The sequence below is a fragment of the Microcoleus sp. Pol1C5 genome, assembly GCF_036701115.1.
GTDB lineage: Bacteria > Cyanobacteriota > Cyanobacteriia > Cyanobacteriales > Microcoleaceae > Microcoleus.
The window spans coordinates 40864-66361 of the sequence record NZ_JAUBQE010000041.1 but is presented as its reverse complement, the minus strand read 5'-3'; the positions used below and the strand labels follow the sequence as shown (position 1 = coordinate 66361).

Here is a 25498-nt window from a genome sequence, read left to right as displayed (position 1 = left end):
CTAGTTGTGATAAATATTATAGGGCCGTTATTTCTAGATAAATGTCTGCTTCCGCACCTTCTTTCGTCTTGCCGCGTCCCTTTCTGAAATGGGCTGGAGGCAAAACTCGGTTGATTGGACAATATCAACCTTATTTTCCTGAAAAGTTCACCACTTACTACGAGCCTTTTTTGGGCGGCGGAGCTGTATTTTTTTACTTAGCACAGCAGCACCCGGGTTTGCAAGCTGTTTTAACAGATATTAATCCTGAGTTGATTAATGCTTATCGCTGTGTCAGGGATAAAGTTGAGGAGCTGATTCTACTTTTAGAGGAGCATCAGTTAGAACATACCAAGGACAATAAAGATTATTATTACTGGGTGCGATCGCGCTCCTACAAAACAGATACAGAAAAAGCAGCACGCCTGATTTACCTAAATAAAACTTGTTACAACGGCCTCTACAGAGAAAACTCAAAAGGTGAATTTAATGTTCCCATAGGTCGATACAAAAATCCTAACATTTGTCAAGCAGATTTACTGCGATCGGTCTCATCTTTACTCGCGCCCGCTCAAATTGAAGTCAGAAAATTCGAGGAAATTTTGGATTTTGCTACCAGCAGCGAAGACTTTGTTTATTTTGACCCGCCTTATTATCCAATCAGTGCCACCAGTAACTTCACTACTTACAGCCGGGATAATTTCAAAGAATCGGAACAGCTTAAACTGAGAGATATTTTTGCCGAACTTGCAGTACGGGGCGTGAAAGTTATGCTGTCTAATTCTAACTGTGATTTTATCGAAGAAATTTATAGCGATACTCAAATTTTTCCAAATAAATCTCTTCCAAAACTCAGTGAAATATCAGCATCTAGGGGCATTAACTCTAATAGTTTTAAGCGCGGAAAAATCAAAGAATTATTAATACATTCATTTTAAATCTTACTTAAGCAAAGTCTCTAATTAAGCATATTTTGTAGGAGCAATACGTGGTAGCCGCACACGCGGCAAAGTTGCGTAAGTCCTGTTACAGATATTTGTTAGCCCAGGTAATAAAACCTTCGAGCTTGTGAACTGCCAACAGATTTTGATTTTCAGGAATTTGTTTTTTAAACCAGTCGATCGAACCTTGCCTCATACCGTCACCGCCCACTATAACAATAGTTGGCACCCGATAACAATTTTTAATATTTAAATTGAGGTAAGGATACTTCTCGTCTACTGAACCTTTGTCTTCTTGCCACTTGCACTCAACAATTAGACCCAAAGGAAACCCACCGGAATTAACAATGTAAAAATCGACATTTATTTCAGTTTCATAAATGCTAGACCCGATATAAACCTGTTTAGCATATCGCTTGGGATTTTCAGTAGAGATTAAGAGCCAGTCTAGCTTGCGCTTTTTCGGCAACTGGGGACATATTTCGAGATATCCGTGGCCTCTCAATGTACCTTCTACAGTTGTTTCTAAAACAAAACCAGTTTTATTGGCTCTACAACCCCTATTCATTTTGTTGCCTCCTGAATATAATCTAAATTAAGCCGATCGCACTTGGATCACCCCTCGGTCAAAAACCCGTTTGTCAGTACCGATAGAACTGACAAACATCCGGTCTTCATAGACATCAAACGTCGCAAAACTCAGGCGGCTAGCAGAATACTCCGTCCACTCAGAACGACTCACCGGACGAGTACCCGCGCCGGCCCCGCAAATTAAATAAGTCGTACCGTTAATCGAGCGAGTGCGTTCGTAACTGTGTTCGTGTCCGTTGATATAAAGCTGCACGCCGTACTTTTGAAACAAAGGCGTGAAAGTCTTAATAAAAGATTGATTCGATCCGTAGACGCCAGAGGAATAAATCGGGTGGTGGCCGAACACAACTTTCCAAGGTGCCGTGCTTTGACTCAACTCTTTTTCCAGCCAAGCAAGCTGATTTTCCCAGTCAGCATTGTGATTGGTATCTAAAGCAAAAAACTGTACCGGCTCGCGCCGAAAAGTATAGTAGCGACCTTGCATATTAAAACCCGCATATTTAACTTGCTGGTCGCCGTTACCAGTGCGGATGTCGTGATTTCCCAGACAAGCATAAAATTTTACGTTTTGCTGCAATAACGGCCCATAAGGTTGCTCGAACACAGCATTAATTTTTTCAAATTCGCCGTTATTGTAGATATTGTCGCCGGCGAGAACAGCAACATTAAAAGGGTTTTCCCGGTGATATTGCGCCATCGCCTCAGCCACAGCATACTGACCTTCAGCGCCGGTACCTGTGTCGGCCACCGAAATAAAGCGTAAAATAGGCGGTGAGGCCGGCAAAGGGACGATCGTCCTTTCTGCCTCAACGTTAGAAGCCACAGCAGCATCGGTGTCCGTACCCCAGGAAGTCCGAAGCTGAAACATTTTCCAGATTCCGGCAAAACCTAAGCTGCTGAGACTGCCTAAAATTAGAAAGTGACGGCGTTTGATGCTCATTTTGATTCAGTTACAACTAATGAAATGATAAATTAAGGTTGAGATGGCTCAACTAAAAATTTATCGCTTTTAGATATATTTGCAACGCCCCAAGGCAGAGAAAATGTCAGAAGAACAACTAAACCAGTCAATTCCAGAACCCTCTCAATCTCCGACACCGCAGGTTGATTCGGCTGCAAAGTCTGCCCCCACTGGCAGCAAAACTCAAAATGCCAGCAGCGCTGTTCCCAAAAATCAGAGAATCAATGCTTTGATTGCCTCGATTGGGAATTTGGGAAAAAAAGGGAAAAAAATAGCAGCAGAACCCCCGTTGCAGACCCAAAAGCCGATCGCGCCCACCGCTTCTGACTCAGCAACAGTAACTCATCCCGCTGTTGCAGCAGAAGTTAACAGCGTGCCGCCAAAAGTTGCTGTAAAAGTTGATAAAAAGCCTGTATCCCAACGCAGGGAAGGGAGCTTTTTACAGAACGTCGGTGTACTTTGGCAAAGTATTGTACGGCTAGTGCGATCGCTACTGCCACCATCTACGAACCAGAAGCTGTCCGATCCAATTTTAAACGCCGCTATAGCAGCAATTCTGATCGTTGCAGTCGGTTTAACTTTCAACAGTTTCTCAGCAAAACCGCCGGAGAAAGTAGCAAAAGTGCCTGTGCCAGCAGCGCAGCAATCGCCGGCAACGTTTGACGATTTTATGGCGTCGGGAACGCCGCAATCGCCAGAGGCGATCGTACCATCTGAGCCAATCTCTGCTAAATTCAAAAGCAAGTTGCCCGATTTAGTGGCTCCAGAAAAACCCCAACCAGTAGAACTTATCCCACCGCCGCCGCTGACGCCCGAACAGTCTCTGATTGCTGCGATTCAAAATCAAGTTACTGACATTAAGAATCGACTGGGCGGCAGTTTAGTTGAGTCTGTTCAAGCTAATTTTTCCAGCAGCATTTTGACAGTAAAAGTCGCTGAAGATTGGTACAAACTCAGCGAAGTTGAGCAAAATCAACTAGCCACGAAGATGTGGAAGGAGGCTAACTCACTCGATTTCAGCAAGTTAGAAATTGCGAATAGGGAAGGCAAGTTAATAGCTAGAAGTCCGGTTGTTGGTTCCGAAATGATTATTTTAGACAGAGGGATTAATTAAAATTTAAATAGTCTGTATCTGTACACCATCTTACCAGCCTTACAGTCCAGGACGCAGAACCTAATTATTTAGCGTGCTCCCTGCGTACCTTATGGCTGTTAATTTTTTTGAGGAATCTCGAACTTTTCCCAACTCCGACAGAATGCTACCATTAAATTAATAACGTTTGAGGAAAATTGAAAAATGACAATTTTAACTCAAGTCGAACAAGTAGAAATTGAATATCCCAGCAGCGACGGAGAGCCGATGGCTGAAAGCGACATCACGCGCGATTACATGACTTACAGCGTAGAAGCTGTCAAGCTTTATTTTCAAGAACGTTCTGATGTTTACGTGTCAGCCAATTCTTTCATATATTATGAAGAAGGGAACAACCAGGCAGTTGTGGCCCCGGATGTTTATGTGGTGTTTGGAGTTGCCAACCGCAAAAGGGATAATTATAAAGTTTGGGAAGAAGGGGGAATTACTCCCGATTTTGTGTTAGAAATTACTTCCGAAACAACTCAGACGAAAGACCAAGAAACTAAACCGGAAATTTATCGGGCTTTGGGAGTTAGGGAATATTTTCAGCACGATCCGTCGGGAGATTACCTAAATCCGATTTTACAGGGAGTACGTTTGATAAACAATCAGTATGAGCCGATTGCAGCCAACAATATCGCTTTCGATACGCTGTGGTTGTTCAGTGAAGTGCTGGGACTGGAATTGCATCTAATTTCAGGAGAATTGAGGTTTAGAGTTCCTGAAACGGGTGAGTTTTTGAAGACTCACAAGGAAGAAAACCAGGGAAGACTGGCTGAGCAACAAGCACGACTGGCCGCGGAGTCAACATTGCGCCAGCTCGTAACTCAACTCTTAAATTCTGGCATGAATCTGGAACAGGTGGCGCAAATGATGAATTTATCGACCGTGGAAGTGAGACGATTGGTAGGGGAAAATTTTTGATCGATCGCACTTTTCTAAGATATCAAGAAAAGTGCGATCGAAGTATGGGACAAAATGAGAACAGTCAACAGTCAACAGTCTACTATTAACTAATGACTATAGAGGCTTATTAGTAGGTTTAAAACCCTGCTTTTGAAAATAGGTTCTAAATACCTCGTGAGCAATTGGTGCCGCCGATACAGCACCATATCCGCCGCCTTCAACTATAACTGCGATCGCAACTTCAGGTTTGTCAGCAGGAGCAAAACCCACATACATAGAATTGTCAGGATGACCGGGCATTTCCACCGTCCCCGTTTTACCCGCACTTAAAGGAATAGTACCGTCATTCAAGCCGCGGCCTGTACCTTTTTTCACCACCTCAATCAATCCTTGTTTAATGACATTTAAAGTTGCCGGCTTAATACCTGTTGAAACTTTTTGAGTAACAGGCGTATTGGTTTGAGAAGCCAACAAATGTGGCTGCACTCGCCAACCACCGTTGGCAATAGTTGACACCATCACAGCCAGTTCTAGGGGAGTACAAAGTACCAAACCTTGACCGATCGCCATTGTTACTGTATCGCCCACGTACCAATCTTCCCCATACATTTTATTTTTCTCTGCTGGTATCGGCACTTGACCGTGATTGGCGCCGTCTATCCCCAAAAGATCTAAATTAATAGTACCGCCAATGCCCATTTTTTTAGCCCATTTTGCCATTTCTTCCGGCCCAGCAGTCATACCTACTTGATAGAAAAACGTATTGCTGCTGTAGGCTAAAGCATCGCGGAAACCGATAACGCCGTAACCGGCGCCGTGTTCGTTAAAGGAAATTCCGCCGATGTTAATTGAAGCAGAACTTACCAAAGTCGAGTCAGGAGAAAACTTGCCCGACTCCATCCCGGCTACAGAAGTTACAATCTTAAAAGTGCTGCCGACTGGATAACCTTGAACTGCCCGATTTAAAAATGGTTTGTCTGGCCCTTGCAGCCGATCCCATTCTTTTTGAGTCACCTTGCGGGTGAAAATATTGGGGTCAAATGTCGGCCAACTAGCCATTGTTAAAAGAGCTCCGGTTTTCACGTCGATCGCCACAACAGCGCCTAAGCGATCGCCCAAAGCTTTTTCCGCAGTTTTCTGCATATCTAAATCTAAAGTTAGCTGCACCGGTTTGCCGGGAATAGGATCTTTTACACCTAAATCTTGGATTTCCTCGCCCTTAGCATTTACCTCGATTAAACGGTTTCCCCAAACGCCCTCTAAAGTTGAATTGGCTAATTTTTCAACTCCCATTTGACCGACGATCATTCCCATCGGATATGCAGGATTAGCTTTTAATTGATCTAAACTAGCTTCGCCGACGTATCCCAAAAGGTGAGCTGCTAATTGCTGGTTGGGATTGTCTCGGCTCGATTCTACGCGAATTTCAACTCCCCGCAAAGTATTAGCTTGTTCTCCCAACGCGACGAAAGTAGCGACATCGATATCTTTACTAATTCGCACTGGCAGGGCTGATCTGTAGCCCACTCCATCGATTTTTTTGATAATTTCGGCTGCGGGAAGTTTGACGATCGGGCCCAGTGTAGTGGCGATCTCTTGCCACTCCTTGGCCGATCGCTCTTTTGGCCACACATAGACCGATCGAGATACGCGGTTTGCCGCAAAAATTTTGCCGTTGCGGTCTAAAATTTGACCGCGATTCGCTGGGACTGAAACAGGGCGAATGCGGTTATTTTCCGCCCGCTGTCGGTTGTAGGCTCCCTGTACCAGTTGCAGTTCGGCTAGACGAAATATCGGTAGCGTCACCAAGGTAGTGACGAGCAGCATAAAAATCATAACTTGGAGCGATCGGCTGCGTTGCCGTGCAGGATTGTCCAAGCCATTTTTGTCGAATCGGATTTTAGAGTTAAAAGAAAAATCGCCAGCCATATTAATTAATCTGCTCTTTTTATTCAACTAACAGGTTGATATGGTTCCCATCCGGATGATTTGGCAGATGATTACAGGGATTATAACTCCTAACTCTTTAGTAATAGACATAAATTCTGTCGATTGGCAGACGAATCAGCCGGATTTGTTGATTATGTTAGACCTTAAATATCAGGTTTTTCTGACAATTCAACTGTTAAGGAGGTAGGGGCGCTGTGGAACCGATCGATTTTTTGATTGCTTGGCTGGTGACGGGCAGCAGCTTGCTGCTAATTTCTCAACTCCCGATCGGCGTAGAAATTGACAGCACACCGAAAGCAGTAATTTCCGCTGCGGTTTTGGGAATGTTGAATGTTTTAATTTTGCCAATTCTGAAAGCAGTTTTTTTCGTGCCGAACCTACTGACGCTGGGATTGCTTTCCGGCGTGTTTGCTTTTGTAATGAACGTGATTGTTTTTGCCTCGGCTGCGAAGTTAGTTGAAGGATTTAGTTTGCGGATGGGCCTTTGGAGCGCGGTACTGGGGGCGATCGCCTTGGCTGTAGTTAGCAGCTTTATCAACGGCGCACTAATTTAGCAACTTCCCCTAATATAAGGGCGATTTCAATCGCCCGATATTTCCCACCCTTAGCTGGGGGGTTTCCTGTGCCTACAAGCGATTGAAATCGCCGAATCTTTCTTCTCCCTTCTTCCTTCAATCCGTTAAATCCATTAAACAATCCGTTGCCGAACTTCCTTCAATCCGTTAAATCCGTTAAACAATCCGTTAAACAATCCGTTGCCGAACTTACTCCCCCATCAGCGACTTATAGGCTGTCACCTTAAGATCGATCCCAGTAATATCTGCCCCGACAACAACAGCCACCGCTCCTAAATCCAAGGCTTTTTTAGCCATTTCTGGTCGCGATATCCCGCCTTCGCAGATAACGGGAACCTTAAGCTTTTCTACCATTTCCGCAAGCAAATCAAATCCCGGCGGCGAAAAATTTTCCGTCTGGGCAGTATAGCCAAAAAGAGTAGTTGCTACAGTATCTGCACCAGCTTCGGCTGCCGCGATCGCAGCTTCTATTGTATCTACATCCGCCATCACTAATTTACCCAATTCACTGTGAATTTGCCCGATTAATGTCTTTAAGTCTTCGCCGCCAGCAGGACGGTTTCTCAGAGTAGCATCAACGGCGATAATATCGGCTCCAGAAGCGGCGATCGCCAGCGCGTCTTCAAACCGAGGAGTAATGTAAATCTCGCATCCCGGCAATTGCTGTTTCCAAATCCCAATTATGGGAGCAGATATCTGTTTTCGCACCGCTGCAATGTGAGCCGGAGTGTCAATCCGCACGCCCGATGCACCTCGATTGATGGCGGTTCGAGCCATTGCCGCAATTACGATCGGATCGTGCAGCGGCGAATCAGCAGGTGCTTGACAAGAAACAATTAATCCTGTAGGAATTTGACAATTAATCATGGCGAATTGGGGATGGGGAATTGGTAATTGGGAATTAAAAATTATACCAGTTCAAAAAAAAGAATGTAACTGTAGACCATATCCCAACCCATATCCAATGAGTCATTCCAAAATCTAAAATCTAAAATCTAAAATTGTATTACCCATTACCAATCCCAGCCATTAAAGAAATAATCTTGTCCAGCAATTGCTCCGGGTGAATCGGTTTAGCCAAACAATCGTTAGCTCCCGCCGTCACGAAAGATATCTGATCTGGCGGAATTTCATTAGCGCTTAAAGCGAGAATCTTGATATTTTCAGTAGCTAATTTTTGGCGCAGTTGGTGAATTATTTCGCAGCCATTCATACCGGGCAAACGCATATCGACAATCACAGCATTGGGCTGCAAAAGTTCAATTTGTTCCACCGCCGCCGAACCTTCAATCATCCACACCACTTGCAGTCCTGCTGCTGTCAGGATATCGCAAATCAGCATAGCAGTTTCTTCATCTTCTTCCACGAGTACGAGGCTGCCCCGCGAAGAATAATGCAGCGGTAAAGATGAATTAGATTTTTCATATGTGAATTTTGTGGATTCATCTTTGGTTAGAGTTTGGATGGGTATAAAAACGGTAAAAGTAGAGCCGACATCAACTTGAGAGTTGACTTCGATCGCGCCACCGTGAAGCTCTACTAACTGTTTAGTTAAAGCCAATCCCAGACCGGTGCCACCGTATTCGCGGCGGTAGGGGGAATCCAACTGCTGGAATTTTTGAAACAAAAGCGATCGCTGATTTTCTGGAATTCCAATGCCAGTATCTTTGATTTGAAAAACAGCGGTACTGCCAGCAGGTGCAGTACCGGTCTGCCGCAATGCCGGCGTTCGATTTTTATCTTCTGTCACCCAAACTCGCAGGATGACTCGCCCGCCTTTAGGAGTAAACTTAATCGCATTTCCTAAAAGATTGAAGAGAATTTGTCTTAAGCGGCGCGGGTCAGCCATGAAGCGATCGCACTCTTGTTTGATCCGTTGTTCTTGCAGCAGTTCCACGCCCTTAGCCGCAGCTTTTTCTTTGAGGGCGTGCAGGCTCTGAGAAGCTAATTTAGAAAGTGAAAATTCACTAATTTTTAATATTGCTTTTCCCGCTTCTACTTGTGATAAATCTAAAATATCGTTAATTAATTCTAATAAGTGGTCGCCGCTGTCTCGGATAGTTTGCAGGTACTGCCGCTGCTTTTGCACCGGCACTTCTTTGCTGCCAACTTTGCCGTAAGACCACCGCAGCAGCGTGTCGGAAATGCCGATGACGCAGGTGAGAGGAGTCCGCAATTCGTGGCTCATAGCTGCCAAAAATTCGCTCTTGGCGAGGCTGGCAGACTGGGCGGCGACCAGTGCATCGCGCAGTTCTTGCGTTCGCTCTATTACGCGCTGTTCTGAGGTGCGCTTTTGCTGCTGGACTTCTGCATAAAGTTCGGCTTGGTAAATGGCGATTGCCAAATGTTCTGCTATTTGTCGCAAAAATGTTTTTTTGCTTTCTTCCCACTCCCGAAAAGTACACTGGTGGGCAATTAGCAGCCCCCACAAGTCGTCTTGAACTACGATCGGCACTAGCAACTTCGCCCGCACCTTCGCCCGCCGCATCAACTCTAAAAAACAAGGGTGCGAAGAGTAAGTTGTTTCCACATCCGCGACGCACAAAGTTAAACCTTTGCGATATTTCTCTCGGTCAATGACTCCATTGGTAAAACACTGCGCGTCTTCACTAAAATTCAATACAGACGAGATAGTATCGTTAGCTAAAGCTTCGTAAGTTACACGACCTAAATACAAGTAAGACCCGGAATTTGCTGGGATTTCGCCCGACCCAGAAACCGCCGCAGGTATTTTTTTAGCTAACTCGCCATGGTGCGGCGCAGGCACTTTTTCAAATTGATAAATTAACAGGCGATCGACCTCCAAAAACTCTCGCACTTGCTCGACTGCTTTTGACAAAATTACAGGCAATTCCAAACTCTGGCGGATTTGAGTTGTGACCTGATTCAAAAGTCGCTCTTGTTCAAGCTGTTGCTGCAAAGCATCTTCTACTGGCTGACAAAATGAAATGCAGGGACTGGCAATTTGTAATTGATTGACGGCTTCGGCAATCTGGCTCTGTAGCGTTTCTGGATCTATAACTTTGAGCGCGGATTTTCCCTCTATTTCTGTTTGGCTGTGTAGGGGCAGGCGATTATTTGGGCTGGCATTGGCCGCGAGAATATCCAGCAAATTTAGGGTAAATTCACTTTGAATAACGGCCGAGTTGGTCTGTATATTGTTAATTGCTTGTTTGAGGGCGCGAATGTCAATTTTCCACGAGGGTGCGCCCGTTATTTCTGCGAGTTTGTCTGCGAGGGGAGACAGGAAATTGGCGATCGCCCCAGGATCGAAAGTCAACTGCACATTCAATTGCGAATGGAGATTTTTTTCGCTGTGCTTGTGTCCGTTTGTTGCGAACTCATCTAATAGATTGCCCTGCAGCAGCGCGCTAAAATGCTCTGATACCACTGCTGCAAACCTTTCCGACGAATTTTCCCGATTTTGAGAATCAGCGATCGCATCGTCGGTGAGCCAAATCGCCCCTGGGATTTCAGCCATTTGCTGTAACAACTGGTAAGCAGCCTCAAAGGTTGCTAGCGGCAAAGTCCGATTTAAGGTTTTTGGTTTCAATCTAGATATTTTCCCGGTTGTTTTAAAGAACAAAATATGAATGCCCCTGTTGTCAGGACGGAACCTGGGACACAGCAGGCGCGGCCGATCCAACAGACTTGAGATGAAAGTAGTCAGAAAGTAGTTAATAGAAGGCCTCGGAGCCAGAGAGCTAATTTCTCCCTATAGTTCTCATCTTTCTTCTGGGCGAGTGACCCGCGCTCTAGCGCTTTACGAGCGCGAAAGCGGTAGGAGGAAACGGGGGGAAGGGATACGGCTGTATAATCGATCGCTTCTGGTTGTGTTTGTGAACCCGGTTGTTGATGGAAACTAAGCAATTCCACTCCCATTGCTGGGGTGAAGTTAGCACGCGCCTTTGTTTTGTGAGCTGATTCGCCTAATGGCACGTCCTTAACCCAAATAAAAATGTTTAACCCTTAACGACAGAACAGGGAACTAGCTACGCATCCGCTTGGTGTCATTACTCAAAAAACCTAGACATCAAAGGTGTCAGGCTGCTCAACTGAAAATGAAGTTTTAGGCCCCAAGCCCAGTCACTTCCGTGCTGGGTCGTTGACTACTTTCAACAATCTTATTCCAGTATAATATTAATATATAATTTGTTAACTTGTACTTAACACTATCCGGGTAAATGAGCAATCCAACTCAACTCACCCCCGATTTCACGATCGGACATCTGCCGTGTCACGACTTCCAAGTGAGCGCTGCAACTCTAGGACAGGTAGTGGCTGAAAGATTTGAGCAAGAACCAGACCTGCCGGGAGTCATTATTACTCATGAATCACAGGTATTGGGCATGATTTCTCGCGTCAAATTTCGAGAGCAAATGAGTTTTCCCGATCGCGTAGAACTTTACGGGTCACACCCGATTCGAGCCTTGTTAGATTTTATTAGAATTCCGCCTTTGCTGCTTTCGGAAAACTGGAAAGTTGACGATGCCGTCCAAGCGTCTTTCAACAGGCACAAAGACTTGATTTATGAACCGATTATTGTGGTAATGGAAGACCAAACCCACCGCCTTTTGGACGTTCATACTCTAGTGATTGCCCAGTCTAAACTGTTAGCACAAGCTAACAAACTTATTCAAAAATACCGAGTAGAAAGACACAAGTATTTGGTGCTACTTCAACAAGAGCAGGCTAAGTTTCACGAATGTAATGAGCTTTTGAAAATCCACCAACGTCAAGCAGAAAAGTTTCATACCCATCCCAGTTCCCAGCAAGTGGCACTGGTAAAACAAGCTGAAGAAATTGCTCAAATGAATCAGCGATTTGTGAGGATTGCGAAACTGATTTCTTCGGAAGGTCGCCAAGCGTTTCAAGCTACTTTTCAAGGGGCTAATTCTATTTGCAACAATACAGATAAAATTTTAGGCGTCGGCAAAGCAATAGCTAATGATTTAGAAACGGTTAACCGCACTTCCCGAACCATCCGGGAGGCGATCGAACAAGTCAGGTATTTAGCAGTACAGGTCGCTGTAGTTACCAATCAAATGGGAAGTCAGCCCAGCGGTCTGAGCAAAGTGAGTCTAGAAATTGGCAGACTGGCAAGTAAAACTTTTGAATTGGGGACTCAAATGGAGCAAATTGCCAGCCGCTTTAAACTTCGAGTTCACGAACTCACGGAGGCAGCAAGAGCGGGTGCTAATGTGGCTAAATCCGTGACGATAAAGATCGATCGCGCAGAAATGGCCCTGCTAGAGTTGGAAGAATTAATAGCGGAAAAAAATTTCAATTCATTGACCGCTATCCAAGAACCTTTGGGAGTCATAAAAAATGTTACCGCTGATTCTTTAGTTCAAGACAGAGAACACGCCGAAGTAGCAGTTTCCGAGTTGGAAGACGTAGTTAAACATCAAGATTCCTCGCAATATCTGATTCAAAAAATTCAGCAGGCGCTGAAGTCCAAAAAGCCCTAAAATCCCAGCCCGAATCTAATGAAATATTACCAGAGTAAAATAAGTAAAATTACAATAATAATTTACAATTATTCTATTTCAAGAATACTACTTGTTATACTGAAGGTGGGCAATTGTTAAATTCATTTGTAGTAAGGCTATTTAATTAGCCCCAAAAAACGATAAAAAGTTCCAAGAATAGTTGGAAGGACAGGTGACATTTATGAAAATCCTGCTGGTAGAAGATGACACAGTTACAGTCAGTTTGCTAACTCAAGCGCTGAACTCTCACAATTACAATGTGAATGCGGCAGCAGACGGTGAAACAGCGTTGCATTTGGTGCAGGCATACGATTACGACCTGATTGTTTTGGATGTGCTGATTCCTAAAATCGACGGCATTAGTTTGTGTCGAAAATTGCGCTCGTCCGGCTGCCAAATGCCGATTTTACTGCTGACAGCGCTAGATAGCAGCAACGATCGAGTCCAAGGTTTAGAGGCGGGTGCAGACGATTATGTGGTCAAACCCTTTAATCTTGAAGAATTAATCGCTCGAATTAGGGCTTTGCTGCGCCGGGGTAAGGCAACTTTGTCGAGTACAAATTTAAGATGGGAAAAACTGCAAGTCAACCCGGACACTACGGAAGTAACTTATGCCGAAAAAGTGCTGCACTTGACTCCCAAAGAGTACAATTTGCTAGAACTTTTCCTGAGAAATCCTCGGCGCATTTTCAGTCGCAGCGCCATCCTCGATCGCATTTGGTCGGCCGGCGAATTTCCTCAAGAAGAAGCCGTTACCGCTCACATCAAGGGGCTGCGGCAGAAGCTGAAAGCAGCCGGGATGACAGTAGATTTAGTGGAAACCGTATACGGATTGGGCTATCGGCTCAAAAGTCTGCCGGAGGAGATTGAGAGCCAACAAGTTGGGCAGGAAACGGCAGAAACTGCTAAAACTCAAGAGACTTTATCTACTGAATCCAGCGGGTCGAGCCAGGAATTAAACAAAGACGAGCGCCGTCTCAAAGTCTTGAATGCGATTGCCCAAATGCGGGGAAATTTAAAAGCTAATTTTATCGAAAAGGTGGCGATATTCGATCGCGCGATCGATCAACTGAACAACGGAAGCTTGGAAGGCGAACTGCGCGAGGCAGCCCAGACCCAAGCTCACAAATTAGTCGGTTCTTTGGGAACGTTAGGCCTGCCAAAAGGTTCGGAAGTTGCGCGCCAGATAGAACATTTGTTCAAGGCTGAAAACATCTTGAAACCGGGGACGGCTCAGCAGATTGAGGGATTTCTGCATCAGCTCAAACAGATATTCGATCACCCGTCGCTCGAACCAGAAGGCGATTTGGTTCCTGCAGTTTCCCAAACGCGCCGAATGCTGATTGTTGATGATGATACTTTTGGGAGCGATCAACTCAAAACAGTAGCATCCGGTTCCGGCTTCCAGATAGAAGTTGCCAACTCTCCTCAAGCGGCAAGAAATGCGATTTCTCAACAGCCTCCCGACGCGATTTTGCTGGATTTGACATTTTCCCGATCTCAGGAAAACGGACTTTCTCTCTTAGCCGAACTCCGCAGTGAAAAGCCCGAAATTCCGGTGATGATTTTTAGCGGACACAATCAATTGAGCGATCGAATAGAAGTTGCTCGTTTGGGAGCTTCCGGCTTTTTGCACAAATCTATCCCCCCAGCAGATATACTCAAAGCAGTCGCCCAACTGCTCGACCAGACTGGCCCTGCTGAAGCTAAAGTTATGGTGGTAGACGATGACGTGCATCTATTAGCTGGACTGCAAGTGATTCTACAACCTTGGGGATTTCAAGTAACAACATTGGACGATCCCGAAAAGTTCTGGGAGGTACTCGAAACAACTTGTCCGGATTTGCTAATTTTAGATGTGGAGATGCCCGGTTACAGCGGTATCGAGCTGTGTTTGGCAGTTCGCAACGATTTGCGCTGGAGCAAGCTCCCCGTGCTATTTTTGACAGCTCATTCCGAGTCGGAAATCGTGCGCCAAATGTTTGTCGCAGGTGCTGACGACTACGTGAACAAGCCGATCGTCAAACCGGAATTAATTGCTCGCCTCCTGAATCGTTTGGAGCGGACTCAACTTAGAAACAGACTGGCTCAGGCAAAGCGCTAATCCCATTTTAGATTTTAAAATTTAAAGAATTAAAGAATTGAAGAACTGGGAATGACTGATGAGATATGGGTTTCGAGCACGTACCTACAGTTGTATTCTTTTTTTAAATGGGATAACTAAGAGCAAATAGGCAGTGCGTGTCCGAAACAAATCAGGAAGCCTTAGCCAAGACTTGGGGTTGTTAGATTCTGTGATTCCGACGCGGTGCTATTAATTGATGCTGGGCCGCCGATCGAGAACACAGGCTAATTTAGAGAAGTATTAATCAGATGAAAGCAATGGTATTGCCCTCAGACACAGGCACTTTTAATAACAGCGACTGCGAACTAATTTACGCCCAGGGTTCGATTCAACCTCACGGTATGCTTTTGGTTCTGGAATCTCCTGTGTGGAAAATTTTGCAAGTTAGCAACAATACTTTTGAGGAACTCGGAATTTACCCCGAAGAACTTTTGGGCAAATTTTTACATGAATTTGTCGAGGCTGAGGAAATTGAAGCTATAGAAAAAGCTTTATTTGAAAACAGCCATCACTCTAACGGTATCAAATTATCCTTCAAAAGTCAAAACCGCCAGTCTTTTTTTCATGGAACGCTGCATCAATCTAGTTCAGCATTAATTGTTGAATTAGAGTCGGTTGTTTGCCCAAAAGCTAGCGATAGTTTTAATTGCTATCATTTAGTCCAAGAGCCGATCGACAAAATCCACAAAACACCCAACCTGCAAGTGCTGTGTCAGACAGCAGTGGAAGAAGTGCGGAGGATGATCGGCTTCGATCGAGCGATCGTATATCAATTTGATACCACCGGTGCGGGGGAAGTTATCGCCGAAGACAAAGTAGAAAGTTTGGCTCCTTTATTGGGACTGCACTATCCGGCTACCGATATTCCTCCCCAGGCAAGAAAGCTGTTCAACATGAATTTAATTCGGTTTATTCCCGATATTAACTGTCAGCCGATAGAACTAATTCCTCACTGCAATCCGCTGACAGGTCTCCCCCTGAATCTGGGCTTCTCTTTGTTGAGAGCAGTTTCCCCTTGCCATGTTCAATATCTCAAAAATATGAACGTTGGCGCTAGCATGACCTTGACATTAATCAAAGATCGAAAACTCTGGGGATTGATCGCCTGTCACCACCCAACACGAAAGTATGTCAACTACGAAACAAGAAAGGCTTGCGAACTGCTAGCAAAGTTTGTGAATCTAGAACTTAGCTACAAACAAGATAGCGAAAATTGGGAATATGCAATTTATTTAAAAGAAAATTGCCATAAGTTTATTACCAAAATTTCTCAATCACACTGGTTTGTAGAAGGTTTACTTAAATCCGGAGATGAATTGCTGACCTTAGTGGGCGCTACTGGTGGAGTTGTGTGTGCAAATGAAAATTTAACAACCATCGGCAAAACCCCGGAATTGCTAGAAATCGAAAACTTAATTGCTTGGATAAAAACTCAAATAAATAATGATATTTTTTATACAGATTCTCTCTCAAAACTGTATCCGCCCTCCCATAAGTTTAAAGAAGTTGCTAGCGGTTTGCTGGTCCTTGCCATGTCCGAGATGCAAAATTATTACATTTTGTGGTTCCGTCCAGAAACAATTCAAACTGTCAACTGGGCCGGCAAACCAGACTGGGAAATAGAACTTAAACCGGATGGCAGCCAGCCGCTGTCTCCTCGCAATTCCTTTGACTTGTGGCAAGAAACTGTGAGGTTAAAATCTTTGCCTTGGCAGCGGTGCGAAATCGAAATAGCCCGAGAACTACGGGTTGCTATTACTAGCATGGAGTTGCGCAAAACGAATCAGCAGCTTAGCTTAGCTTTGTCGGCTACCAAAATCGGATTTTGGGACTGGGACTTGCAGAAAAATCGCATTGTTTGGTCGAGGGAACACGAAGAGTTGTTTGGGTTGGCCCCGGGAACTTTTGCGGGAACTTATCAAAGTTTTGCAGCTTGCATTCACCCAGAAGATTTAAAAAATACGGATAATACTATAAATCAGACCCTTGCCCAGCGAGCAGATTACTTTCTGGAATACCGCGTGGTTTGGCCCGACGGCAGCATTCACTGGATCGAGGGAAAAGGTAAGTTTTTTTACAACGAAGCCGGCGATGCAGTGCGGATGGTGGGGACAGTTACAGAAATTACCGATCGCAAAGCTAGAGAATTGCAGTTGCGCCTGTTGGAATCAGCAGTCACCACCACTAACGACGCCGTGTTAATTACCGAAGCTGAACCGATTGAGGAACCGGGCCCGCGAATTATTTATGTCAACCCAGCTTTTACGCGGATGACCGGCTATACGCTAGAAGAAGTTGTGGGCAAAACGCCGCGCATCTTGCAAGGAGAAAAAACAGACCGGGCCAGTCTCCATCTAGTTCGGACAGCTTTGAAAACCTGGCAGCCTGTGCGGGTTGACTCGATCAATTACCGCAAAGACGGGACGGAATTTTGGGTAGAAATGAGCATTGTGCCCATAGCGGACGAAAATGGTGAGTTTACCCACTGGGTATCAGTGCACCGCGATATTAGCGATCGTAAACTTGCTGAAGCAGCCCTCCAACAGCTCAACGAACGGTTAGAAATGCGAGTTTTGCAGCGAACCAGAGAACTAGAAAGCTCTCAAGCAGAACTCCGGGAAAGCGAAGCTTTATTTCGCTCTCTGAGCGAGAGTTCCCCTGTGGGCATTTTCAAAATTGATACTGAGGGGAAATGTACCTATACAAATCCTCGCTGTCAAGCAATTGGTGGCTTCACACCGGCAGCAGCTTTAGGAAACGGCTGGATGCGGTTTGTTCACCGCGAAGATCTCAAACTAATTCTGTCTAAGTGGTCGGAATCAAAATCGCTAGATGGGGAATTTTCCTGCGAATTCCGCCACATTCAGCGAGACGGAACAATCCGGTTTTGTCGGCTTAAAACAGCTCCGATTTTTTCCGACCGATCTCAACTAATTGGTCACGTCGGCACAGTCACAGATGTCACAGAAAGTCGGGCAATTGAAAAAATGAAAAATGAGTTTATTTCGATTGTCAGCCACGAACTGAGAACGCCGCTTGCCTCCATTCGCGGTTCTTTAGGTTTGCTGGCGGCTGGGGTACTGAAAAATCGACCGGAAACTGCCAAACAGATGTTAGAAATCGCTTCGAGCGATACCGAACGGTTAGTGCGTTTGGTAAACGATATTCTCGACTTAGAGCGGCTCGATTCGAGCCAAGTTATCCTCGTCAAGCAGTGGTGCGATGCCCAGGTTTTGATGCGGAAGTCTGCAGAAGCTGTACTTTCTTTGGCTGCGGAAAATAATATTGATTTGTCGATTTTGCCCGAAACAGCCCAAATTTGGGCTGACCCGGACAGAATCGTTCAACTGCTGGTAAATTTGTTGAGCAATGCGATTAAATTCTCCGCTCCAGGGAGTACAGTCACTGTCAGGGTTGAAGATTTGGGCGATTCCCTACGGGATGGCTACGCTTCACGGGTTTTATTTGAAGTCAAAGATCGAGGGCGGGGGATTCCTGCAGATAAACTAGAAACTATCTTTGGACGGTTTCAACAAGTTGATGCTTCTGACTCCCGCCAAAAAGGAGGTACGGGTTTGGGTTTGGCTATCTGTCGCAGCATAGTACAGCAGCACGGCGGCAGAATTTGGGTCGAAAGTGTTGTCTCACAAGGCTGCAGTTTCTATTTCACAGTGCCTGCACCGTTGGAAGGCGAAGGGGGAAAAAGTTTGGATGTTTGAGATTGCTTCTATCGGAGTTCGCGAAACCTCAAGTTCCTGGCAACGCACGCGGGTAGGATGATTTTGGGAGGCTGATAGGGAGCATCTCAATGAAAGCAGCCAAGCCCAAAATTGGAATTAGGAGCCAGGAGCCAGGAGGAAAGAGTCAGAAGGAAAGAGTCAGAAGTGTTTTTACAAATATGAGATGCTCCCGGCTGATAGGCCGAGTTTTCTGTTCAGGGTTTCAGTAGGTGAGTGACAAAATATAGCAACCTCGCTCGATTAGGACGTTCTTAAGTGCTGAAACTCTTAATTTTATTGCTTCTTCCTTCTGCTATATCTGTCAAGAAACCCGGTTGATGAGCCAGGGTGCGTAAGTCCTTTTTCGGTTTACCATGATTCATTTAAAATTTGAGTTTTAATTATGTCACCAAAGCGCATTTTGGTCATCGATGATGAAAAAAACCTCTGCAGCGTGATTCAGGCCTGTCTGGAACATTTAGGCGGCTGGACGGTACTAAGCGCCCCCGACGGCAGCCAAGGATTGCTTTTAGCTGAAACTCACCTCCCTGACGCTATTTTGTTAGATGTGATGATGCCGGATATGGACGGACTTACTCTGTTTGGTTTGCTGCAAAACAATACTGCTACTCGGGGGATTCCGGTGATTTTCCTGACGGCTAAGGTGCAGGCGATGGATTTGAGCGAATTTGCTGATTTGGGGGTAGGGGGGGTGATTGCCAAACCTTTCGATCCTTTGAGTTTGGCACAGCAAGTGGCGGAAATTCTGGGTTGGGAACCGTTGTTTTAAACTGGGGTAAAATACATCGCAGATAGCATATCAAACTCGGCATTTGAAACCCCTACTAGACAAACAAAGTCGGCCCTCTCCGACGGAAGAATCAAGGGCATTAAAGCTGAATAACCATCGAAAATCTGCTATCTCGTTCTCTTGATTCTTGCGAACATCACGCAATTGTTACGAAACCGGGTTTCTGCGTCCAGGAAAGTCCTAGTTTTTCCGGCTATGTTCATAATTTCCTCATTTTTTTGATTTAGCTTTGAGATGGATCGGTGATTGGTTAATTTAAACTCTGATTCCCTAGAAGTTCTAGAGATGATCTCAGGGAGTCGGGTTTTTTTGTTACCTGCAATGCCGATCGGCTATCACCGTATTTACAGCCAGAATAACTCCTCCAGAAGTTACGCACACTTGCCTCAAGAACGATTTTTTAAACCAGGAATCACAGATGCAGCCAAGTTTTTGGGTAAAAAACCAGGCTGAAGCCTGCTAATCCAAGATTTACGCAGAGTTCCCTGAGAAACCGGGTTTTTTAACCCATGGTCGCAGATGGAACCAAGTTTTTGGCTAAAAAACCAGGTTTTTGCCTAACTCTTGTAATCTCTGCTTCGGCCAAAGTATATTTATCAAAAAAAATGATGATCTTCATAATTTCCTCATATTTTTTAGATAAAGTTTACCCCAAGCTCTGGATCAGAAGGTCGATCGCACTCTCAGCACGGTTCCGCTGCCAAAGAGCGAACCTGTTGTCAGGAGAGTTCGGGAAAGTGACGGTACTTTCGATTAACTGGTGCCACAGCACAACCAACCTAAATAAGTCAGGATCTAAGCCCTGCATACCAAACAAACCGGGTTTTTTAACCGGGAAAAACGGAGTTTCTGCGCCAGACCTCTAAGTGTTGGCAGGATAACTCAATGCTACAAAAATTAATAACTGAAGATGTGATTGGCGCTCTCGAATAACACCCCAAAAATAAGTCGGTCGTTTGCTCGATAGCCAAACTCGCAATTGCCACTAACAGCCAAAGCCAAGTCTCAGTTAGTTTTTGAAAGAGTGTGGAGATTTTTAAATGTCCGATCGGCTATCTTATAAAGGTAACAACCAGCTTCTGTGCTATTACGCAAATGTTACCAACCTAGTTCAGGTGGTTCGGATTGGGAACATTCCTAATTGGTACTTTGAAAGAGTGATGTTTCCGGGACAGCGATTGATGTTTGAAGCTGCTGCAGAAGCAGTCTTAGAAATTCACACTGGTAGGGTGCCATGTGCTATTTTATCCGACAAGATTCCCTGCTACGTGCTGCGGGTTATAGAAGAGGTAAGTTCCGAGTTTGAGCTGGCGATTACCGAAGAACGATTGGCGGTATTAGCCGGTTAAAATTCATGAGAAATCAGACCAGATCGAGAACGACCGCAAAAATATTAGTTAACGAGTGTTTGGGGACAGGGAAAATGCAGAAAAATCTTGTCAATATTACCTTAGCTGTAGTCACAGAGGAAGTAGAAATTATCTTGGAGTCTTATCCGAAGCACCCCTACCAACAAGCTTTTTCGCCTTCGGGATTGCGACAAGATTTAATTGCTTATGTGCTCAGCCGAGTTCCTAATAGATATACTGCGCTCGACTCCGGCGAGTCTGTGTCAAACCAAACAGTTCAGGTTCGCTGTTCTTCAGAGCAGTTGCTGCACATAGAAAATTTGATTCATACTGGAATTCGCGAGGTGCTGCACAGCTATCAAAAGATAGATTACTGCCTGCCTGAAGAAGTTAAATTTGATTCGAGAGTTGCTAGTTGGTTTTGATAGTTTCTGGTAAATGAGGGAGACGCCGAGATTCTCGGCTCTCTCGGTTGGGCGAGGTGGAATTGTGTACTGACTCGATGCTTCAAGACTTTTGGTAATCGCAACAGCAGTTGCACGGGCCATTGGGATTGACAGCACAGCGCAGAATTTCCGATCGAGCATTAAAACGGCAGCTAGCATCTCCGATAACCCAGATGCCGCTTACAAAAGTTCTTTCCGTCGGCGGTGTGGCCGACTGCACGTACAGGGCAATTTTTTGCAGTCGGTACCGGCCGGATTTGAGTTGATAGCGGTGGTGGCGTTCCAAAACAGCGTAGGTTTGTCCCTCTAAATCTAGATAATTCCCCGGTTGTGGCGTCCAATCCAGCCGAATGCTACCTAAATATTGGCGGGGGTGAGAGAGAATCACCTCTACGGGTAAAGTATTTTGTTCCATGTGGCGGTGCGTTCGCGAACTGAACTAAAGGGGCAAATAGTGGGCTAAACCTACATCTTCTCGATCTAGAAAGATCAGTTTTTCTAGAGAGATTAATTTAGGTTGAGGCGCTAAACTTAACTATAGAACCTTTGGCGATCGGCGGATAGCCGACTAACCCACAGGGTTAGGAAATAAACTTCACCTTGCTTGAGGTAACTAAAGTTAAGTTCGATTAGGTTTGATAAAGCAGTACACGCTGATGGTATCGCAACTCGCAGGTTCGATCGATACGCGGTTGAGATTCCTGAACAGATTTTAACGGTTTGCAGGACTTGGGGTGCTTCGGGTGCGTTTGTACTGAGGACTTCAGTCCTGTGATTTGTATGAGGAATGAAGTCCTCAGTACAAACCAAACCGAATTTTTGGCAATCAAAATTCCCAAAAATATGCCATTCCTTCCATGATTCCCCAAGCGCAAGCAGAACCAGCTAAATAATGATTTTCAGTGCCAAATTCGCGATGCCATTCTAAGAGTTCTGACAGAGCATTAGCCACGATTACTCCCCGGACCTCCTGTTCAAACATATTGATATCATTGCCAGAATCACCGCAAACTAATGTTGCCTCAAATGGAATTTGTAGGCGCTTTTGTAAATAAGTAAGGGCATTGCCTTTATTGCTAGTTTGCGGTAAAATATCCACATCACGATTGCTGCTAAAAATGATTTGAGCTGGCAGTCCCGATTCAGTTAACTTTTGCTGCAAAGTCTGGACAATCGAACTATTTTCTGCTGCTGGTTCCAAACAATAACTGATTTTCCAAGGATTTTGTTCTTTTAGGGATTGGGGTGTAAGCTGGGAAAACTGCTGAGCTAAAGAGGCGATCGCCATTTTATCCCAGTCTTGAGAAAGATATTCCGCCCAATCTAAGTCGAGGGTTCCGTCTTGGTAAATTTCGCTGCCTACACCTGCGATCAAATAGTCTGGTTCTAGCAGTTGCTTTTGGGCAATTAATTCGCAAGTTGAAGCATAAGAACGCCCGGTAGCGTAAACCAAACAAATTTGCGATCGCTGTGATTGCAAGCGCTGGTTGAAAACTTGAGTTGCTGCGTCATCTCCGACTAGCGTGTTGTCTAAATCTGTAACTAATAAAAACTTCATTTGGGGAATTAGTCAGGAGTCAGTAGTCTTCAGTCATTAGTGATTGGGAATTGCTCGCTTCCTAAAATAATTTTAACTATTTATAAGAATTTGTTAAACCAACTACATTTACAAGCAAGCTTATCGGTTAACATGGGCCAGATTTAATTTTCAATAAGTGGTGTGAGTTTTATGGTGAATAATGCAACCTCCGTTAAAGCTTTTTGGCTGTCTTTCTTGATTTCTGGTGCTGCAGTGCCTTTGGGGCCGATCTCCGCAACAGCTCAAATTCAGGATACCTCAACTCCAGAAGTTGCGCTAGAAGCGAGTGCCCTCCCGGAGGCTAACCCAAACGCAGCGCTGGCAGCAGGTAAGATTGAGATACCGCCGTTAGTGGCGATCGCCGCAGCAGAGACTAACTCAGCAGTCGATCGCCCTTTACCCGATACAGATGCAGCATGGGTGAATCGTGCTTTACCTCAAACAGATATAGCAACAGTCGATCCGGCTTTACCCAAAACAGATGCAGCAGTCGATCCGGCTTTACCCGAAACAGATGCAGCAGTCGATCCGGCTTTACCCGAAACAGATGCAGCATGGGTTAATCGCGCTTTACCCCAAACAGATATAGCAAAAGTCGATCGTACAACAACAGCCCCAGAAATAACAGAGGCAATTCGCGAATTGCCCCCAAAGAAGTTAGAAATTGCAAACTCTCCTCAGTCTCAACAAGTTGCTGAAGCCAGCAAAGTTGCCGACATCAGCAGCGAGACGGGCAGCGCTGATGACCTCAGCATACAAGAAGACGCAGCACAAGTCACCTCTGTTTCCCAACTGTCCGACGTGCGGCCGACAGATTGGGCTTTTCAAGCCTTGCAATCCTTAGTAGAAAGATACGGCTGCATTGCGGGATATCCAGACGGCACATTCCGAGGCAATCGAGCAATGACTCGGTATGAATTCGCCGCCGGATTAAACGCTTGCTTAGACCAAATTACCAAACAACTTGGCGGTTCTACTGGTAATTTAGTCAAGCGAGAAGATTTACTTGCTTTGCAAAGATTGCAAGAAGAATTTGCAGCAGAATTAGCTACATTGCGCGGTCGAGTAGATGCTTTAGAAGCCCGCACTGCCGAATTGGAAGCCAATCAATTTTCAACTACCACTAAATTAAACGCATTTGCTTGGTTTAACCTGACTGGAGCTTTTGCAGGCGATCGAGTCCGAGTTGAAGCAACAAATGGAAATGCTGCTCCGCTCGATCGAGTAGCCGGACGCGATCCTGTCACCAACAGACCCATTGTGCAGAGAGTGGACGACCCAGAAATCACTTTCAGCCAGTTAGTTTGGTTAACCCTCACTACTTCCTTTACAGGGAAAGACGAATTGATTACACAGCTAGCTGTAGGTAACGGCAATTCTCCAGCCAATCAATATACTTCTACGGGCCTGTTCAATACCTTTGGCACTCCTTTTCTCGACCAGACTGCTGGGGTGAATCCCAATGAAGTTACCCTGCGAGAACTTTCCTATCGGTTCCCCCTTAGCAACCGCTTCCAAGTAGTAGTCGGGCCGAGGATTAATTTCTACCGCTACTTTGACAACAATAGGTTTAACTTTTTCGTAGACGGTGCGAGCAGCTTTAATTCTAACAACAGCCCTTTGTTAACCGCTACCAAACGCGGCGCAGGTGCTTTGGTTTTGTGGGATATCGGCCGCGCATTGAAACTGCGTTTTGGCTATTTGGGCGAGAGTACGGAATTTTTGCCCACTTCCGTGTTTAATTCCGCTTCCAATCCGTCTCAAGGCTTGTTTGGTGGAACAAATACGACTACAGCAGAATTAACATTCAGTCCGAGCGATCGGACTAACTTGCGTTTTCTGTACAGCCGTTCCAACATCCAGCAAATCGGTGGCTTAATTGGATCTCCTAACAGCAAGCCGTTAAACGGTGTGGCAGATGACGGTTTCGGCGGCCGCCTGGGCAATTCGACAGCAAATACTTATAGTTTCAATTTCGATTGGTTAGTCGCTCGCCGCTTTGGTCTTTTCGGCCGCTACGGTTACGCCGAAACCAATATATTTCCCAAGACTGACCGACCCGACGGCACGATCAAAAATCAATCTTATCAGTTAGGACTTGCATTTCCCGATTTGTTCAAAGAAGGAGCTTTGCTTACGGTGTCATATTTAGTACCTTTTGACTTTACTGGCGGTCGGAGGTTTCTAGTTTCTGGCGGAGGAAATGGCGGCACGCAGTACGAAATTGAGGCAACTTATTATTTGCCTCTCACCGACCATATTTCGATCGTGCCAGCATTTTATGCGATCAGCAATGCCAATAATTTCGATAATAACCCGACAATTTTTGTGGGCAATTTGCGGACGCAGTTTAGTTTTTAAGTAAATTAGGGGTGCCTTGAACCTAATTATAGTATTTTTCAGTTGAGTCAGCTACACATTAATAATCGGTAATGGGGCGCTGACTCGAGATTACCTGACTCAGTTGAAAACTGCTATATGTAGGGTGTGCCTGAAGCATCTTACTGCGTTAGATCAAATCTGTTAGCATCGACATTATTCCGATCTCTGTTCTCTACCTCTGCGTGAATCAGCGTCAATCCCTTGTCATCTGCGGTTAATACATTCTCTTATTTTTTACCGCAGACGAGGGCAGATCAACACAGATTAACGCAAATAAATTAGAGAAATCTTGGTGGAACTATCCATCGGGAATTGTTGACTGTTGACTAGATTTGACTATTCCGATGCAACGGGAATTGCTATTAGAGTAAGGCGTCAAACCACTGATAGCAATTCCGCGCTGCATCGTCCTGGTAAAGTCTCCTTCAATCTGCCACCAAATATAAGCATAATTTTCACTTTTTAGGCTCACCGTCAACAGTCAACAGCGACAAGGCTGAGGCTAAGTCCCTACGGCGGGGATAGCTCAATAGGCGCGTGTCGTTCATAAATGTGGA

The 25498-nt window shown here is 45.2% G+C and carries 20 protein-coding genes; 11 read left to right on the top strand and 9 right to left on the bottom strand.

The window, feature by feature from the left end:
* Nucleotides 1–41: 41 nt before the first annotated feature.
* Complete coding sequence (locus QUA23_RS21560) at nucleotides 42–917, top strand: DNA adenine methylase (RefSeq protein ID WP_333078056.1); 876 nt, start codon at nucleotides 42–44, stop codon at nucleotides 915–917.
* An 88-nt stretch (nucleotides 918–1005) separates the two neighbouring features.
* Here QUA23_RS21560 and QUA23_RS21555 read toward each other — a convergent pair whose 3' ends face one another.
* Both QUA23_RS21555 and QUA23_RS21550 read right to left on the bottom strand, forming a co-directional pair.
* A complete protein-coding gene (locus tag QUA23_RS21555; RefSeq protein ID WP_333078054.1) occupies nucleotides 1006–1488 on the bottom strand; it encodes a PD-(D/E)XK nuclease superfamily protein in 483 nt (160 codons plus the stop codon).
* A 27-nt stretch (nucleotides 1489–1515) separates the two neighbouring features.
* Complete coding sequence (locus tag QUA23_RS21550; protein ID WP_333078053.1) at nucleotides 1516–2451, bottom strand: metallophosphoesterase; 936 nt, start codon at nucleotides 2449–2451, stop codon at nucleotides 1516–1518.
* Between the two features lie 103 nt (nucleotides 2452–2554).
* On the opposite strand from QUA23_RS21550, the gene QUA23_RS21545 reads away from it, so the two are divergent.
* Together QUA23_RS21545 and QUA23_RS21540 are read left to right on the top strand one after the other, a co-directional pair.
* On the top strand, nucleotides 2555–3586 hold the full coding sequence (locus QUA23_RS21545) for a hypothetical protein (protein ID WP_333078052.1): 1032 nt from the start codon (nucleotides 2555–2557) through the stop codon (nucleotides 3584–3586).
* A 183-nt stretch (nucleotides 3587–3769) separates the two neighbouring features.
* Nucleotides 3770–4531 carry a Uma2 family endonuclease gene (locus QUA23_RS21540; protein ID WP_333078050.1) on the top strand — a complete coding sequence of 254 codons (762 nt, stop codon included), beginning with the start codon at nucleotides 3770–3772 and terminating at the stop codon, nucleotides 4529–4531.
* A 96-nt stretch (nucleotides 4532–4627) separates the two neighbouring features.
* Here QUA23_RS21540 and mrdA read toward each other — a convergent pair whose 3' ends face one another.
* A complete protein-coding gene (mrdA, locus tag QUA23_RS21535; RefSeq protein WP_333078047.1) occupies nucleotides 4628–6442 on the bottom strand; it encodes a penicillin-binding protein 2 in 1815 nt (604 codons plus the stop codon).
* Nucleotides 6443–6657: 215 nt separating this feature from the next.
* Here mrdA and QUA23_RS21530 point away from each other — a divergent pair, with 215 nt between their 5' ends.
* The gene (locus QUA23_RS21530) at nucleotides 6658–7017 is read left to right on the top strand and encodes a phage holin family protein (RefSeq protein WP_006635567.1); all 360 of its coding nucleotides are present in this window, start codon (nucleotides 6658–6660) and stop codon (nucleotides 7015–7017) included.
* A 210-nt stretch (nucleotides 7018–7227) separates the two neighbouring features.
* Here the strand turns inward: QUA23_RS21530 and QUA23_RS21525 are convergent, their stop codons facing one another.
* Both QUA23_RS21525 and QUA23_RS21520 read right to left on the bottom strand, forming a co-directional pair.
* Complete coding sequence (locus tag QUA23_RS21525; protein ID WP_333078046.1) at nucleotides 7228–7905, bottom strand: N-acetylmannosamine-6-phosphate 2-epimerase; 678 nt, start codon at nucleotides 7903–7905, stop codon at nucleotides 7228–7230.
* Between the two features lie 139 nt (nucleotides 7906–8044).
* Nucleotides 8045–10591 (bottom strand): ATP-binding protein, encoded by a 2547-nt coding sequence (locus tag QUA23_RS21520; protein ID WP_333078045.1) that lies wholly within the window; start codon nucleotides 10589–10591, stop codon nucleotides 8045–8047.
* 631 nt (nucleotides 10592–11222) lie between these two features.
* Between QUA23_RS21520 and QUA23_RS21515 the strand changes: the two genes are divergently transcribed.
* From QUA23_RS21515 to QUA23_RS21500, 4 genes are all read left to right on the top strand, one after another.
* On the top strand, nucleotides 11223–12509 hold the full coding sequence (locus tag QUA23_RS21515; protein ID WP_333078044.1) for a chemotaxis protein: 1287 nt from the start codon (nucleotides 11223–11225) through the stop codon (nucleotides 12507–12509).
* A gap of 202 nt (nucleotides 12510–12711) precedes the next feature.
* Nucleotides 12712–14634 (top strand): response regulator, encoded by a 1923-nt coding sequence (locus QUA23_RS21510; protein WP_333078042.1) that lies wholly within the window; start codon nucleotides 12712–12714, stop codon nucleotides 14632–14634.
* A 269-nt stretch (nucleotides 14635–14903) separates the two neighbouring features.
* The gene (locus QUA23_RS21505) at nucleotides 14904–18374 is read left to right on the top strand and encodes a PAS domain S-box protein (RefSeq protein ID WP_333078040.1); all 3471 of its coding nucleotides are present in this window, start codon (nucleotides 14904–14906) and stop codon (nucleotides 18372–18374) included.
* Nucleotides 18375–18777: 403 nt separating this feature from the next.
* Nucleotides 18778–19164 carry a response regulator gene (locus QUA23_RS21500; protein WP_333078038.1) on the top strand — a complete coding sequence of 129 codons (387 nt, stop codon included), beginning with the start codon at nucleotides 18778–18780 and terminating at the stop codon, nucleotides 19162–19164.
* Nucleotides 19165–19831: 667 nt separating this feature from the next.
* Here QUA23_RS21500 and QUA23_RS21495 read toward each other — a convergent pair.
* The gene (locus QUA23_RS21495) at nucleotides 19832–19993 is read right to left on the bottom strand and encodes a hypothetical protein (RefSeq protein WP_333078036.1); all 162 of its coding nucleotides are present in this window, start codon (nucleotides 19991–19993) and stop codon (nucleotides 19832–19834) included.
* Between the two features lie 232 nt (nucleotides 19994–20225).
* Between QUA23_RS21495 and QUA23_RS21490 the strand changes: the two genes are divergently transcribed.
* Both QUA23_RS21490 and QUA23_RS21485 read left to right on the top strand, forming a co-directional pair.
* Nucleotides 20226–20534: a DUF1830 domain-containing protein gene (locus tag QUA23_RS21490; protein ID WP_333078034.1), complete on the top strand. Its 309-nt coding sequence runs from the start codon at nucleotides 20226–20228 to the stop codon at nucleotides 20532–20534.
* Nucleotides 20535–20608: 74 nt separating this feature from the next.
* Entirely contained in the window at nucleotides 20609–20959 is a 351-nt protein-coding gene (locus tag QUA23_RS21485; protein WP_333078033.1) for a late competence development ComFB family protein, read from the top strand.
* A gap of 82 nt (nucleotides 20960–21041) precedes the next feature.
* Here the strand turns inward: QUA23_RS21485 and QUA23_RS21480 are convergent, their stop codons facing one another.
* Entirely contained in the window at nucleotides 21042–21395 is a 354-nt protein-coding gene (locus QUA23_RS21480; protein ID WP_333066483.1) for a DUF6464 family protein, read from the bottom strand.
* A 411-nt stretch (nucleotides 21396–21806) separates the two neighbouring features.
* Complete coding sequence (locus tag QUA23_RS21475) at nucleotides 21807–22538, bottom strand: sucrose-phosphate phosphatase (RefSeq protein ID WP_333078032.1); 732 nt, start codon at nucleotides 22536–22538, stop codon at nucleotides 21807–21809.
* 171 nt (nucleotides 22539–22709) lie between these two features.
* Here QUA23_RS21475 and QUA23_RS21470 point away from each other — a divergent pair, with 171 nt between their 5' ends.
* The gene (locus QUA23_RS21470; protein WP_333078031.1) at nucleotides 22710–24920 is read left to right on the top strand and encodes an iron uptake porin; all 2211 of its coding nucleotides are present in this window, start codon (nucleotides 22710–22712) and stop codon (nucleotides 24918–24920) included.
* 319 nt (nucleotides 24921–25239) lie between these two features.
* Here QUA23_RS21470 and QUA23_RS21465 read toward each other — a convergent pair whose 3' ends face one another.
* Nucleotides 25240–25413, bottom strand: coding sequence for a hypothetical protein (locus QUA23_RS21465; protein WP_333110503.1), 174 nt, complete (start codon nucleotides 25411–25413; stop codon nucleotides 25240–25242).
* Nucleotides 25414–25498 lie beyond the last annotated feature (85 nt).